14 protein-coding genes are annotated in these 14,187 nt (G+C 63.4%); 8 read left to right on the plus strand and 6 right to left on the minus strand.

All coding sequences use genetic code 11. From position 1 onward, the window contains the following. Positions 1 to 114 precede the first annotated feature (114 nt). The 6 genes from GA829_RS15935 (at position 115) to GA829_RS15960 (ending at position 5,698) form a co-directional block, all read left to right on the plus strand. Complete coding sequence (locus GA829_RS15935) at positions 115 to 1,245, plus strand: ROK family transcriptional regulator (protein ID WP_195179399.1); 1,131 nt, start codon at positions 115 to 117, stop codon at positions 1,243 to 1,245. Beyond that, the gene (locus GA829_RS15940; protein WP_258052311.1) at positions 1,242 to 2,045 is read left to right on the plus strand and encodes an ABC transporter permease; all 804 of its coding nucleotides are present in this window, start codon (positions 1,242 to 1,244) and stop codon (positions 2,043 to 2,045) included. Before GA829_RS15935 ends, GA829_RS15940 begins: the two co-directional genes overlap by 4 nt. Continuing rightward, a complete protein-coding gene (locus GA829_RS15945) occupies positions 2,045 to 2,803 on the plus strand; it encodes an ABC transporter ATP-binding protein (RefSeq protein WP_195179400.1) in 759 nt (252 codons plus the stop codon). Before GA829_RS15940 ends, GA829_RS15945 begins: the two co-directional genes overlap by 1 nt. 28 nt (positions 2,804 to 2,831) lie before the next feature. Further along, positions 2,832 to 3,800, plus strand: coding sequence for an aliphatic sulfonate ABC transporter substrate-binding protein (locus GA829_RS15950; protein ID WP_195179675.1), 969 nt, complete (start codon positions 2,832 to 2,834; stop codon positions 3,798 to 3,800). A gap of 77 nt (positions 3,801 to 3,877) precedes the next feature. Beyond that, the gene (locus GA829_RS15955; protein WP_195179401.1) at positions 3,878 to 5,374 is read left to right on the plus strand and encodes a sulfatase; all 1,497 of its coding nucleotides are present in this window, start codon (positions 3,878 to 3,880) and stop codon (positions 5,372 to 5,374) included. Between the two features lie 138 nt (positions 5,375 to 5,512). Next, positions 5,513 to 5,698, plus strand: a complete 186-nt coding sequence (locus tag GA829_RS15960; protein ID WP_195179402.1) for a YodC family protein — start codon at positions 5,513 to 5,515, stop codon at positions 5,696 to 5,698. A 39-nt stretch (positions 5,699 to 5,737) separates the two neighbouring features. On the opposite strand, the gene GA829_RS15965 is transcribed toward GA829_RS15960, so the two are convergent. The 3 genes from GA829_RS15965 to GA829_RS15975 are packed head-to-tail and all read right to left on the minus strand — an operon-like array spanning position 5,738 to position 9,476. After that, positions 5,738 to 8,032, minus strand: a complete 2,295-nt coding sequence (locus GA829_RS15965) for a xanthine dehydrogenase family protein molybdopterin-binding subunit (protein WP_195179403.1) — start codon at positions 8,030 to 8,032, stop codon at positions 5,738 to 5,740. Beyond that, complete coding sequence (locus GA829_RS15970; RefSeq protein WP_195179404.1) at positions 8,029 to 9,012, minus strand: FAD binding domain-containing protein; 984 nt, start codon at positions 9,010 to 9,012, stop codon at positions 8,029 to 8,031. The genes GA829_RS15965 and GA829_RS15970 overlap by 4 nt, the downstream gene beginning before the upstream one ends. Then, positions 9,009 to 9,476, minus strand: a complete 468-nt coding sequence (locus GA829_RS15975; RefSeq protein WP_195179405.1) for a (2Fe-2S)-binding protein — start codon at positions 9,474 to 9,476, stop codon at positions 9,009 to 9,011. Before GA829_RS15975 ends, GA829_RS15970 begins: the two co-directional genes overlap by 4 nt. A gap of 357 nt (positions 9,477 to 9,833) precedes the next feature. Between GA829_RS15975 and GA829_RS15980 the strand changes: the two genes are divergently transcribed. Beyond that, positions 9,834 to 10,448, plus strand: a complete 615-nt coding sequence (locus GA829_RS15980) for a TetR/AcrR family transcriptional regulator (protein WP_195179406.1) — start codon at positions 9,834 to 9,836, stop codon at positions 10,446 to 10,448. Positions 10,449 to 10,470: 22 nt separating this feature from the next. On the opposite strand, the gene GA829_RS15985 is transcribed toward GA829_RS15980, so the two are convergent. The 3 genes from GA829_RS15985 to GA829_RS15995 all read right to left on the minus strand — a co-directional run bounded on the left by GA829_RS15985 (position 10,471) and on the right by GA829_RS15995 (position 13,244). Beyond that, complete coding sequence (locus GA829_RS15985; protein ID WP_195179407.1) at positions 10,471 to 11,679, minus strand: cysteine desulfurase-like protein; 1,209 nt, start codon at positions 11,677 to 11,679, stop codon at positions 10,471 to 10,473. Positions 11,680 to 11,702: 23 nt separating this feature from the next. Continuing rightward, positions 11,703 to 12,374 (minus strand): amino acid ABC transporter permease, encoded by a 672-nt coding sequence (locus GA829_RS15990; RefSeq protein WP_195179408.1) that lies wholly within the window; start codon positions 12,372 to 12,374, stop codon positions 11,703 to 11,705. A 69-nt stretch (positions 12,375 to 12,443) separates the two neighbouring features. Beyond that, the gene (locus GA829_RS15995) at positions 12,444 to 13,244 is read right to left on the minus strand and encodes a transporter substrate-binding domain-containing protein (protein WP_195179409.1); all 801 of its coding nucleotides are present in this window, start codon (positions 13,242 to 13,244) and stop codon (positions 12,444 to 12,446) included. 223 nt (positions 13,245 to 13,467) lie between these two features. On the opposite strand from GA829_RS15995, the gene GA829_RS16000 reads away from it, so the two are divergent. Next, positions 13,468 to 14,181: a FadR/GntR family transcriptional regulator gene (locus tag GA829_RS16000; protein ID WP_195179410.1), complete on the plus strand. Its 714-nt coding sequence runs from the start codon at positions 13,468 to 13,470 to the stop codon at positions 14,179 to 14,181. Positions 14,182 to 14,187: the final 6 nt, after the last annotated feature.

Genomic DNA, 14,187 nt, shown 5'->3' on the forward strand with positions numbered 1-14,187 from the left:
GGGTAGGGGAACCACCCGTCCAACCATGCAAGCCGCGGCCGGCGCCAGCGGCCAGGTTCATGCTTGACAGCGCTAATTAGTTTATTAACATTAGAAAATAATAGGGAGGAATTGATGGGCATCCATCACGGAGCAATTCTCCGAATCCTGCGCGATGACGGTCCGCAGTCGCGTGCCGAACTGGCGCGCCGGACATCCCTGTCGCCGACAGCTCTCACGCATCTGACGGCTCATCTGCTCAAGGAGGGCACGGTGGTCGAGCTGACCCAGAGCGTGGTCGGTGATGCGCCTGTCGGGCGCCCGGCCATCGGCGTGGCACTGGTGCCCGATGCCTTGTCCGTGATTGGCGTGCATATCGGCGCCGGAACCATCCATGCCGCGATCACCGACCTGAAGGCCTCGTCGAAAATCATGGCTTCGGAGCATTTCGACACCGCCACCAGCCAGCCGGCGGCCGTCATCGCGAAGGTGGTGCGGATTGTCGAACAGCTGATCAAGAAGACAGGGATACCCCGTTCCCGTCTCATCGGCCTCGGGCTCGGCGTCCCCGGACCCGTGGACACCAAGCGGCGCCGTAATCTTCAGTCGATCAACTACGACTGGAAGGACGTGCCGTTCGCCGATGAACTGGAGATGGCACTGCGGATGCCGGTCGTGGTCGAGCACAATGTGAGTGCGATGGCGCTCGCGGAATCGCGCTACGGGATAGGGCGTGACGCAACCGCTCTTCTGTACATTTATCTGCGAACCGGCCTCGGGGCCGGCCTCGTGATCGACGGCATGCCGTTCCGGCCCGGCGGTCACGGGGCGGTCGAACTCGGCCATGTCCAGGTGGTCGAAGATGGCGAGCATTGCGCTTGCGGCAACATCGGCTGCCTGGAGACATTCCTGTCGGAGCGCGCCCTGGCCCGGGCGGCTTATATCGACACCCCGCACCCGAAGCGGCTTCTGGCGGCGGTGGAAAAATACCCCGAGGCCTGGAATGCCGCTCTCCGCCACCTGACGACGGCGATCGCAACGGCGACAAACCTGCTCAACCCCGACCTGATCGTTTTCGGCGGTCACCTTGCCGAAGCGCCGGAGAGCTTCATCAATCACATCCGCCACGATGTTCCGCCACGTGTCCTGCCGCCGATGCGCGACATGCTTCGCATCGAGAGGTCGAGCCTTGGCGCCGGTTCCGGTGCCATCGGCGCGGCGGCCGCGGCACTCGATCATTTCTTCTACTCGGGAGTTTCTAGATGAGCCCGGCATTGAAGGCGACACCGTCTTCCGGCGCGCCGAACGAGGGTCGGTCGGTCGATCTCTCCAGCCTTGCGCTCAATCTCGTCGGTCTGGTCGCCGGCATTGCGATCTGGTGGGCGCTGACGGCGGGCGGTGCGGTCGGGTTACCGCCACCGCCCGAGGTCGCCGCCAGATTCGCGGATCTCATATCCAACGGACAGCTCGCCACCGACATCATGTCCAGCCTCGCGCGGGTTTTGACAGGTTTTCTCCTCGGCGTGATCCTGGCGATCCCAGTCGGCTTTGTCATGGGTTGGTACAAGGTCGCGCGCTCACTCATCGAGCCCTACCTGCAATTCTTCAGGATGATCCCGCCGCTTGCCATAATTCCGCTGGCGATCGTCACGATGGGCATCGACGAAACGCCGAAAGTCTTCGTGATTTTCCTGGCGTCCTTCCTTGCAAGCGTCGTTGCTACCTATCAGGGCGTCATCAGCGTCGACCGGACGATGATCAACGCCGCGCGCGTACTTGGTGCCGGGGACCTGACGATCTTCCTGCGCGTCATCATCCCGGCCTCGACCCCGTTCATCCTCGTCGGGGTGCGTATCGGCCTTGGTTCGGCCTGGGCGACGCTGGTCGCCGCCGAACTGATTGCCGCGCAGACCGGCCTCGGCTTCCGCATGCAGCAGGCACAGCTCTATTACGACCTGCCGACCATCTTCGTCAGCCTCATCACCATCGGCATTCTCGGCCTTGCCATGGATCGCATCCTGCTCGTGATCGAACGCCGACTGACCATCTGGCAGGAGCGCGTGTGATGGAGCCCAAGATCGTCTTCGACAACGTCACGCGCCGGTTCGATCTCAAGGGCAATTCGTTCATAGCACTGGATCGTCTGTCGCTCGATATCGCCGATGGTGAGTTCGTTACTGTTGTCGGTCCCTCGGGCTGCGGCAAGTCGACGGCGCTCAACATCGCCGCCGGTTTGCTGCGGCCGAGCGAAGGCGATGTCCTCGTCGATGGCAAGACAGTCGATGGGCCCGGGCCCGAGCGCGGCATGATCTTTCAGCAATACGCGCTCTTTCCCTGGTTGACCGTTCGCCAGAATGTCGAGTTCGGGCTGCGTATCAAGGGGGAAGCGGCGTCGCGGCGGCGTGAGATCGCCCAGCGCTTCATCGATCTTGTCGGGCTTGGCGACTTCGCCGACGCGCTGCCAAAGACGCTTTCCGGCGGCATGAAGCAACGCTGCGCAATTGCCCGGGCCTATGCGGTCGATCCTACAATTCTGCTCATGGACGAGCCGTTCGGCGCGCTCGATGCGCTCACCCGTGTGCAGCTTCAGGACCAGTTGCTCGATACCTGGAGCCGCGAGCGGCGCACGGTGATGTTCATCACCCACGATGTCGACGAGGCTGTCTATCTCGCCAACAGGGTCATCGTCATGGCGGCGCGGCCAGGGCGGTTGAAGGAGATCATCGACGTTGCGTTGCCTTACCCGAGAACCGAGGAAATCCGGCTCTCACCGGAATTCATGAGCATCCGCAACCGCGTTTGGCATGCCGTTTACCACCAGTAACCAGTAACAGGAGGAGAATAGGGTGACACTGACAAGACGGAACTTCCTTGCATCATCGGCGGCACTGGCGACATTTGCCGCCGGCGGCATTTCCGCCAAGGCCACGGGAATGCCCGCGCGCATCGGCTACAATGGCGACTTCTGGGGCGCCAGCGTTGCTGGCGTGGCCGCCGATCAGGGTTTTTATGCCAAACACGGCGTTGATGCCGATATCAAGGTCTTCACCAACGGCCCTATCCAGGTCCAGGCGCTTGGCGCCAACAGCCTGGAGTTCGGCTACCTCGGACCTGGCGCGCTCTGGCTGCCGGCAACCGGCAAGGCCAAAATCATCGCCGTCAACGATGTCGGCTTCTCCGACCGGGTCATCGCGCAGGCCGGCATCAAGTCGATCGCCGATCTCAAGGGCAAGAAGGTGGCCATCGCGGCCGGCACTTCGGGCGACATGTTGCTGCGGTTGGCATTGCGCAAGGCGAACATGGCGATGACCGATCTCGAAGTGGTGCAGATGGACCCGAGCACCATCGTGGCGGCCTTCGCCTCTAAACAGGTCGATGCGGCCGGCATCTGGTATCCTTTCGTTGGCATTATCAAGACGCGGGTTCCCGATCTGGTGGAACTGGCCAAGAACGACGACTTCTATCCGGAAACCACGTTTCCGAGCGTCTTCATCGCCCGCAATGATCTTATCGATGGCAATCCCGATCTCGTTCGCAACGTGGTCCGCGCCATCAAGGACGCGCAGGATTTCCGCGCCGCCAACCAAGACAAGGCGATAGAGATCACTTCGAAGCTGCTCGGCATTCCGGGAGACCAGCTGAAGACGGAGGCCGGCTACGGCCGCTTCATGACCTCGGCCGAACTCATCAAGCTCACCAAGGACGGCACCGTGAACGGCTGGTTCTCGACGATGAACGAGCTGTTCAAGACCTTCGGCAAGTTCGCGACCTCGCTCGACCCCAAGGAATACTATCTCGGCGATCAATACATCGCGGCCTGAAACCGGCCTTTGAAAAACCGCCAGCCCCCGGCGAGCCGGGGCTGGTGTCCTGACAATCATACAGCGGCGAGCCATTCATGAACGTTCTCTACATCGACATCGACAGCCTGAGGCGCGACCACCTCGGCTGCTACGGCTACCATCGCAACACTTCTCCCGTCATCGACGGCCTTGCCCGCGACGGTATCCGCTTCGAGAACGTCTATGTTTCGGACGTGCCTTGCCATCCGTCGCGCACGGCGCTGTGGAGCGGCCGTCACGGAATGAGGACCGGCGTGGTCGGCCATGGCGGCACCGCCTGCGAGCCGTTCCGCGAAGGCGCTGAAAGAGCCTGGGCCGGCACTTTCTACGAAGAAGGCTGGATGCGGGCGCTGCGCGATCTCGGCTATCACACCACGACGATCAGCAGTTTCGGCGAGCGGCACGGCTGCTGGCACTGGTATGCCGGGTTCAACGAAATCATCAATCCTGGAAAGGCCGGCATGGAAAATGCCGACGAGGTCTCGGCGCTGGCGCTCGACTGGCTGAAGCGCAATGGTTCGGCCAGGAAGTGGTTCCTGCACGTCAATGTCTGGGATCCGCACACACCCTATCGCGCACCTGACAGCTTCGGCGACCCCTTCGCCGACAAGCCGCTTCCCGACTGGATGACTGAGACGGTTTTCAACAGAAGCCATGCCGGCTATGGCCCGCACAGCCCGCAGGAGCCCTCGGGCTTCGACGTTTCACCGGGCGGATCGGAGTACTGGCGCATGCCTTCTCCGATCAGCGACATGGGCAAGGTCAAGGCATGGTTTGACGGCTACGATACCGGCGTGCTCTACGCGGACCACCATGTCGGCCTCATCATCGAAGAGTTGAAGCGGCAGAACCTGCTTGATGATACGATCATCGTCATCGGCGCCGATCACGGCGAGAATCTCGGCGAACTCAATGTCTGGGGTGACCACCAGACCGCCGACGAATTCACCTGCAACGTACCGCTTGTTATCCGCTGGCCCGGCGCCGACGATCTGCGAGGCGTCAACAGCGGGCTGCACTATCATTTCGACTGGGCGGCGACGCTGATCGATCGGCTGGGCGGCAGCGTGCCGGGATTGTGGGATGGGCGCTCCTTCGCGCCGGCGCTGGCGGCTGGCGAGGATGGCGGCCGCGACTTCCTGGTACTCAGCCAGGGCGCCTGGGCCGTGCAGCGCGGCGTGCGCTTCCGGCTCGATGGGGCCGACTGGCTGATGCTGCGCACCTATCATGACGGTTACAAGGATTTCGGCCCCATCAGCCTGTTCAACCTGAGTGAGGATCCACACGAGCAACATGATCTCTCGACCTCGCGCCACGATGTGGTCGAGCACGCCAGCCGTCTGCTTGAAGACTGGCGCACCGCAATGACCGCCAGAAGCGACAGCGACGTCGATCCGCTGGTGACGGTGCTGAAGGAGGGGGGGCCCTTCCATTGCCTTGGCGAGCTTCCCGGCTACCTTGAGCGATTGCGGCGGACCGGCCGCGAAGCAGCGGCAACGGCACTGGAGCAGCGTCACCCGGCACCACCGCCACGCAGGAAATCCCTGAACTGACCAGGCGCTGGAGAGGCGGGTTGCGGCAACTCCACCCTTGAGTACCGAACGTCACCTGTTGCTCCTGCGCGGTGGTCTATTGCCACCTCGTCCGGCGTCTGATTACCTCTGGTTGCTTTCAGACATTGGGAGGAAACCATGGCCGAAGTCTTGAAACCCGGAGATATCGTTTGCCTGAAATCAGGGGGGCCAAAGATGACCGTCAGCTCTCCAGCCGCATCGGGTCTCTACCTTTGCCATTGGTTCAACCGTGAGGGCGACGCCTGGACGCCGCAGCACGCCGCCTTCAAACCGGAACAGTTAAAATCAGCCGATCCCTCATAGGCGCGGATCCCGTCGCGGCAGTGCCGCGACGGGCCGGGACTAGATCAATTTCTCCAGCGTGATCGGCAGGTCGCGCACGCGCTTGCCGGTGGCGTGGAAGACGGCGTTGGCGATCGCGGGTGCTATGCCGACGATGGCCAGTTCGCCGACGCCCTTGCCGCCAAGCACCGAGGAATGCAGGTCGGGAATGCCGACCGAGATCACCTCGATGTCGGGAATGTCAGCATTGGTCGGCACCAGATAGTCGGCGAGGTTGTTGTTGACGATGCGGCCGTGGCGGCGGTCGACGATGCCTTCCTCGAGCAGCGCCTGGCCGATGCCCATGATGATGCCGCCCTTCCACTGGCTTTCGGCCAGTTTCGGGTTGTAGAGCCGGCCTGAGTCCAGCGCCGAGACCACGCGCGACACCCGCACCGTGCCAAAATCCTCGTCAACGCGCACCTCGATGAAATGCGCGCACCAGCTGTGGCGGGAATAGTCGCCCTCGGTGTGGGGAATGGACGATGCGACCGTGGTATAGGTCTTGTAGCGCTCCTCGGCGGTCGCGCTGGCCGGCATTGTGTCGCCCATCGCTTCGATCTGGTCGCGGCCGATGCTGGCGAGCAGTTCGGCGATCGAGACATCGGGGCCGTCGCCGCGCGGCGAGGAAATGCGGCCATCGGCGACCACCAGCGTGTTGGCCTGCAGCGCATGGAAGGGCGAGCGCGGATCGCTGATGGCCAAGCCCACCAGTTGATCAAGCACCGAGGTCGCCGCCTTGTAGACCGCACCGGTCATCACGACGGCCAGCCGCGAGCCGCCGGTGACGCCGGCGCGGGGAAAGCGGGAATCGCCCAGCTTGACCACGACATCGCCCGCCGGCACGCCGACCGTCTCGGCGGCGGTCTGCGCCAGGATGGTGTAGGTGCCCTGGCCCATGTCGATCGAGGAGCTTTCGACCTCGACCGAACCATCGGCAAGGATGCGAACGATGGCCTCGCCATAGGTGCGCCGCACCGGATAGGTGCCGGCGGCGACACCCCAGCCGATCAACTGGTTGCCGTCGCGCATCGAGCGTGGTTTCGGATCGCGCTTCGACCAGCCGAAGCGTTCCGCGCCTGCTGCGAAAGCCTCGCGCAACTGCCTGGTCGACCACGGTTTTTTCGCATGCGGATCCTCTTCGGCATAGTTCAAGAGCCGTATCGCCAGCGGATCGATGCCAACTTCATAGGCGAGTTCGTCGATGGCGCATTCGATGCCGAAGGCCGAGGGGTTTTCGCCCGGCGCGCGCATGGCGCCCGGCATGACCGTGTTGACCCGCACGACGTTCTGCCTGGAGGAGAAATTGGGCGTCGCGTACATGATCGAGGTGACCGATCCCAGTGGCTCGACCCACATGCCGTCCATCGAGGTTTCGTTGACGCCGCGATGCACGATGGACTGGAGTTTTCCGTCGCTGCCGGCGCCAAGCGCCAGTGTCTGGCGGGTCGAGGCGCGGCCGCCATAGGCGGTGAACGTCTGCGGCCGGGTGACGACCAGTTTCACCGGACGGTCGAGCATTTTCGCGGCGAGGGCCGCGACAGCACTATGCGCCAGCGCCAGTGCCTTGGAGCCGAAGCCGCCGCCGATATAGGGCGAGACCAGGCGCACGTTCTCGAAGGGAATGGCGAACCATTCGCAATAGGTGCGCGCCATGCCGTCCAGCCATTGGCTGGGCTCCCACACGGTCAGATGCTCGCCTTCCCAATGCGCGATCAGCCCGTGCGGCTCCATCGGCGCCTGGTATTCGCGCGGCGTGGTGTAGGCACCGCAAATGCGCACCGGGGCCGAGGTGAAGGCGGTGTTGGCATCGCCCCATTCCTTGGTCATCATCTCGATCGGAAAGCCGTCGCCGGCCTTGGGATCGTTGAGGTCGACGATGGCAGGTGTCTCGTCATAGGTCACCTTGACCATGGCCGCCGCGGCGACAGCCTGCTCGAAGGTTTCCGCGATCACCGCCGCGACATGCTGCCCGGAAAAGGTGATGTCGCGCGCCAGCGGACAGTACGGGACGTCAGGTGGCGGCGTGCCCAGCCAGTCCGAGGCGGTGCGCAGCGGCATGGCATTGTCCGGCGTCAGCACCAGCAGCACGCCCGGCGCGGCTTGCGCGTCGGTTGTGTCGATGGAGCGCACGCGGCCGGCGGCTACAGTGCTTTCAACGAGCGCCGCATAGGCCAGCCCTTCAAGCTGTTGCTCGACCGCGTATTTCGCAGCACCGGTGATCTTGGCCGGTCCGTCGACGCGCGACAGCCGGCCGCCAACGGCCTCGGCGCCGCCATCTGAAGCATCGCCATGTCTTGTGATGTGAACGGTCATGCGGCGTCTCCCAGCTTGAGGATGGCACGGGCGACAACGCGCGGCGCCAGTTCGATCTTGTAGTGGTTGGCGCCATGGTCGACGGCGCCTTCGACCGCGAGCAGGCTGGCCTGCCGGACAGTCTCGGCTTCCAGCACCTTGCCCTTCAGCGCGTCCTCGACGGCGCGTACGCGCCACGGCCTTGTCGCAACGCCGCCGAGCGCGACGCGAAGGTCGCGGATCGTGCGGCCATCGGCTTCGAACTCGATGCCGACAGCCGCACTGGCCGCAGCGAATTCGTAGGACTGCCGGTCGCGCACCTTGAGGTAGGTCGAGCGCCGGGCGGCGGGTGAGGCGGGGATGCTGATCGCGGTGATCATTTCGCCCGGCGCGATCGGATGTTCACGGTCCGGCGTGTCGCCCGGCAGCAGGAAGAAATCGTCGACCGTCAATTGGCGGTCGCCGAGATGAACCACCGCGTCGAAGGCAACGAGGGCGGTGGCGAGATCGCCGGGATATATGGCAATGCAGGCGTCGCTGGTGCCAAGCACCGCATGGCCACGGTTGACGCCGCCAATGGCCGAACAGCCGCTGCCAGGCGTGCGCTTGTTGCAGGCTGGGAAGTTGGCCGGATCTCGGAAATAGCCGCAGCGCGTGCGCTGCATCAGGTTGCCGCCGATGGTCGCCATGTTGCGCAATTGCGCGGACGCGGCCTGCCACAGGGCTTCCGAGACAGCGGGAAAATGTTCGCGAATGCCGGCATCTTCGGCGACATGGCTCATCTTGGCCAGAGCGCCGATCGTGGCGCCGTGGGCACCGGCTTCGATGCTGTCCATCCCCAGGAGATGGGTGATGTCGACCAGGCTGTCCGGCTCGGCGACGCCGCATTTGGCGAGATCGATCAGCGTCGTGCCGCCGGCCAGGAGCATGGCGCCGGGCAAGGCGGCGGCGCGGCGTGCCTCGTCAGGGGATTGTGCGCGGAGATAGGAAAAATCCCTCATGACGCGACCTCCAGGGCCGCCTGGCGCACGGCGGCGACAATGTGCGGATAGGCGCCGCAGCGGCAGAGATTGCCAGCCATGTATTCGCGGATCTCGTCGTCCGAGCCGGCATGGCCCTCGCGGATACAGGCCACCGCCGACATGATCTGGCCAGGGGTGCAGTAACCACACTGGAAAGCGTCCTGCTCGAGGAAGGCAGCCTGCACGGGATGCAGTTCACCCTCCCGTGCAAGCCCCTCTATGGTGGTGATTGTGCGTCCCTCAACCTGCGCGGCGAGCGTCAGGCAGGCCAGCACACGCTCACCGTCGACATGCACGGTGCAGGCACCGCACTGGCCGTGGTCGCAGCCCTTCTTGGTGCCGGTCAGGCCGAGATGCTCACGCAAGGCATCGAGCAGCGTGACGCGCGGTTCGGCGTCGAGCGTGTGGGGCTGGCCGTTGATATCGAGATTAAGTGTTGTCATTGGGCGTCTGGCTCCAGTTGCTTGACGCGGATGGGGAGGGCGGAGGGCACAATCTCCCCCCTCGAGGGGGAGATGGCCGCAAAGCGGCCAGAGGGGGTCGGTTCGACTGGATGCGACGTCCTACGGCGGATGGAGATTAGCGCTTCACGCGCGGCGACCCCCTCTGTCGCCTTCTGCGACATCTCCCCCTCGAGGGGGGAGATTACGCTCTCGCCGGCTTGCAAGCTCTTGGGACGTGACATACCGGTTCCCTTGATTATATGATAAGGCTGCTCCACATAAGCGGAGGCGCCTCCGTTTATACGTGGGGGCTGACCTGCCCGGGTTCAAGCCCCATAATCGCCGTGGAGAAAAAAATTGGCCGCAGAGCCGCCCGCCGTGCCCGGAAACAAAGCCGCAGCTGACAAGCCGTTGCGCGCCGACGCACGCCGCAACCGCGACGCGCTGGCCGAAGTCGCGGCGGCCGTGTTCACTGAGCGCGGCATTGATGCCTCGCTGGAGGAAATCGCGCGCCGCGCCGGTGTCGGCATCGGCACGCTCTACCGGCATTTTCCAACGCGCGAGCATCTGGTCGAGGTGGTCTACCGCCGCGAGGTCGAGGGCCTGTGCGCGGCTGCTGACGAGCTCGCGCAAAAATATTCGTCCGATGTGGCGCTGGAAATGTGGATGCAGCGCTTCGTCGACTACATCGCCACCAAGCGCGGACTTTCGACCAGCCTGCGCATCCTGATCACCACCAACTCGACACTGTTTTCCGACACGTCGGGCCGGGTGTCGCAGGCCTTGCGGCAACTGGTGGAGGCGGCGGTGGCCGATGGCACCATCCGTGGCGATGTCGATGCCTCCGACGTGCTGCACGCGCTATCAGGCATCTACTCCGCCCCCGACACCACGGAATGGCGCGACCGTTCGCGCCGGCTGGTTTCGCTGCTGATGGATGGGCTGCGGTTCGGGGCGGCGAAGGCCGGGTGAGGGGCTCTGTCCTCGCCTGGGCCTAGCGCAGCACTTGATCGAGCGTCTCGATCAGCCGGTCGACTTCGGCGGCAGTGTTGTAATGCACCATCGACGCGCGAATGACGCCCTGGGGTGACAGGCCAAGCGCGTCGGCCAGGCGGCGCGAATGAAAGTCGCCATGACGCACGCCGATCCTGGCGTCGTCGGTTCTGGCGACGATGTCCTGAGGCCGGTGACCATCGACGGTAAAACTGATGGTCGGCACGCGCAGGGACGGGTCCGAACCGCGATGCCCGACAATTCGCACGCCGTTGCGCATGCGCAGCCATGACAGCAGGCGCTCGCCGATCTCGGTCTCGTGCACCGCGATGTCCTCGAATGCCTGTTCGATCGCCTGGCGGCCCTTGCCGCCGCTCAGTGCCTCGAGATAGTCGACAATGCCGGCAGCGCCCCATGCCAGTTCGTAGCAGGGGTTGCCCGGCTCGAGTTTGCCGGGCACTTTCTCCTTGCCGTAGAAATAGTGGTAGAGGCTGTCCAACTCGAGCAGCAGATCGTGGCGCCCATACATGACGGCATAATGCGGACCATAGGTCTTGTAGAACGAGAACACATAGTAATCGACGTCGAGGTCCTGGACGTCGATGGCGCGGTGCGGCGCATAGGCGACGCCGTCGACGCAGATCAGCGCGCCGCGCGCATGGACGAAATCGGCGATCTGGCGGATCGGGTTGATCGAGCCCAGCAGATTGGATGCGTGTGTCACGCAGACCAGCCGGGTGCGATCGCTCATCAGCGTGCCGAGCGTATCGAGGTTCGGCATCAGCGTTTCCGGATCGATCTCCCAGACCTTGAAGACGATGCCGCGCTCCTTGAGGATCAGCCAGGGACCGATGTTCGATTCATGATCGAAATTGGTGACGATTATCTCGTCGCCCGCTGACAGCTGGCTTGCCATGGCTGTCGCCAGAAATCGCACCAGCACGGTCGTCGAGGGTCCGAAGAAAACCTCCTCGGGCCGCGCCGCGCCGACGAATGTGGCGATGCGGGCGCGTGCCTGCGCCAGCATTTCGCTGGCCTTCATCGAAGGCTCGTAGGACGCGCCGGTCTGCACGCTGGTGGTGAGCATATAGTCGGCCACGCGCTCGGCCACCGGGCGCAGCACCTGCGAACCGCCGGCATTGTCGAAGAACGCCCAGCCGGTTTGCAGTGCTGGAAATTGGGAACGGACAAAATCGAGATCGAGCGACATGGATGGCCTCGTGCTGGAACTATTCAACGTTCGGATTTGGCAAGACGCTTCTCAAGCATGCCGACAAGCCTGACCAACGGCAGCAGGATGATCAGGTAGATGGCGGCCGCCACGATCAGCGGTGTGGGATTGGCGGCGAGCGCCTGCGCCTGGTTTGCCTGCTTGAGCAGGTCCGGCATCGCCACGACCGAAGCCAGCGCGGTGTCCTTCATGACGTTGATGGCGTTGGACGTCAGCGGCGGCACGACGATCTTGATGGCTTGCGGTAGGATCACCTTGAGCATGGTGGAATAGAAGTGGAGGCCGAGCGCCCGCGCCGCTTCGAACTGGCCCTTGGGAATGGCAACGATGCCGGCGCGGATGATTTCGGCGGAATAGGCGGCCGAGATCATCGAGATCGATGTCGTCGCGGCGGTGAACGAACTGAAGCGAATGCCGGCGAAGGGCAGGGCGTAGTAGACGACGAAGAGCAGCACTAGGACCGGTATCGAGCGGAACACGTCGATATAGGCGACGGTGACGAAGCGCACCGGCGCCGGCGCATAGAGGCGCAGCATCGCCAGGCCGATGCCGGCGAAAAAGCCGATCAGGATGCAAACAACGCCAAGGGTCAGCGTGGTGGCAAGGCCGCTCAGGATGAGCGGCAGCGTCTCGACGAAAACGCGGTAGTTCAAAAACGTATCGAAAATGGACATGTTCCCAGCTTCTGCTTCACGAGGAGCGGAAACCGCGACGCGGCGGCCCCGCTCTCATGATGACCGGGATCAGAGTTTTGGCATATCCAGCACGGTCGAGGTGGCAAGCCCTTCATCCGGCTTGGTGCCGAACCAGGTTTCGTGGATCTTTGCCAGCGTGCCGTCCTTCTTGAGCGCGGTGATGACGTCGTTGACCTTGGCCGCCAGCGGCGCGTCCTTGGCGAACATCACGGAATACTGCTCCGTGGTCTTGATGCGTTCGACGACTTTGAACTGCGGCTTGTCCTTGGAATAATAGAGCAAGGCCGGGATGTCGGAGATGTAGCCGTCGATGCGGCCGGCCTGCAGGTCCAGCATTGCCGGCTGCAGCCCCTCATACTTGCTGATGGTGGCGATCTTGGTTTCCGCCTGATGGGCGCTGGCCCAGATATCGCCGGTCGAGCCGGTGTCGACGCCGACAGTCTTGCCGGCCATGCCGGCGAGACCGGTGATGCCGCTGTCCGCCTTGACGGTCAGGGACTGGTCGCTGTCGTAGTAGGGCTGGGCAAAGCTCACCGATTCCAGGCGCTTCTTGGTGATGGTGATGGATGACACCGCCGCGTCGATCTGGCCGGACTGAACAGCGGCGAAGAGACCGGCGAACGGGATGTTGGTGAACTTCACCTCCATGCCAAGCCGCTTGCCGACTTCAGTCATCAGGTCGATCTCAAATCCGACAATCTTGCCGCTGGCGTCCTGGAATTCCCAGGGAACATTGCCGATGTTGGCGCCGACATTGATGTCCGCCGCATGCGCGGTTCCGGCGGAAAGAGACGCCAGGGCAAGGGTTCCCGAAACCAGAAATGCCTTCAGGATTTTGGTCGCATTCATTGCATTCCCCTTTTTTGATGATTTTTTTGCTGAAGTGGTTAGACAGATTTGGCCAAACTGGTTAGACCGGTCTGACCAGTCCGACCAGACAAACATGCCGGATACGGAAATGCAAGGCGTTCCCTCCGTCATCGAGATCAGTTACCCGTTAGGCTGTTGACCGCGAGCGGATCGCGAAGTTGGAAACCTGTCGCGGCGGCGGCACTCGAACAGGAAAAAGCCGATGCTCTCGCGTGTCCCCGTTCCTCATGCCGCCGCGAGAAAAATCCAGGGCATGATCCTCAGCGGCGAGTTGAGGTCGGGCGAGAAAATGCCGTCGCAACGCGAATTCGCGCTGAGTCTCGGCGTCAGCCGCGCCTCGTTGCGCGAAGCGCTCCTGACGCTTGAGACATTGGGCCTGCTGAAAACCGAGCCGGGGCGCGGAACATTTGTCTCCCAGGAGATGCCGTCGGCGTCGCGCAACATGGCGCGGTGGCGCTATGCCGACAGCTATCCGGTGGCCGATGTGTTCGAGACACGCATCATGCTGGAGGGGCGGATCGCGGGACTGTCGTCGCGGACCCTGACCGAGGCCGAGTTTCAGGCGCTCGAGCTTGAAACGGACACGATGGAACGCAATTGGGAGACCGGCGATCTGTTGGCCAATGCCGAGGCCGATCTCGAATTTCATGCCATCATCGCGTCCGCTTGCCCGAACAGAATGATCGTCGACCTGTATCAGTCCGTCCGTGACCAACTGACCCAGACACAGATTCAGCCCATCCCCATCACCGAGCCCGCACGCATGAAGGCGTCGATCGCCGAGCATCGGCGTATCATCCGGGCGCTGCGGATGCGAGATGCCGGCAAGGCGACGCAGGAGATGCAAGGCCACATTCGCAATACGGCGCGCTGCGCGGGCATCCTGCTTGCCGCGGAAATCCTGGATGTTGAATGAGGTGAC

It is taken from the genome of Mesorhizobium sp. INR15, assembly GCF_015500075.1.
Taxonomy (GTDB): Bacteria; Pseudomonadota; Alphaproteobacteria; order Rhizobiales; family Rhizobiaceae; genus Mesorhizobium.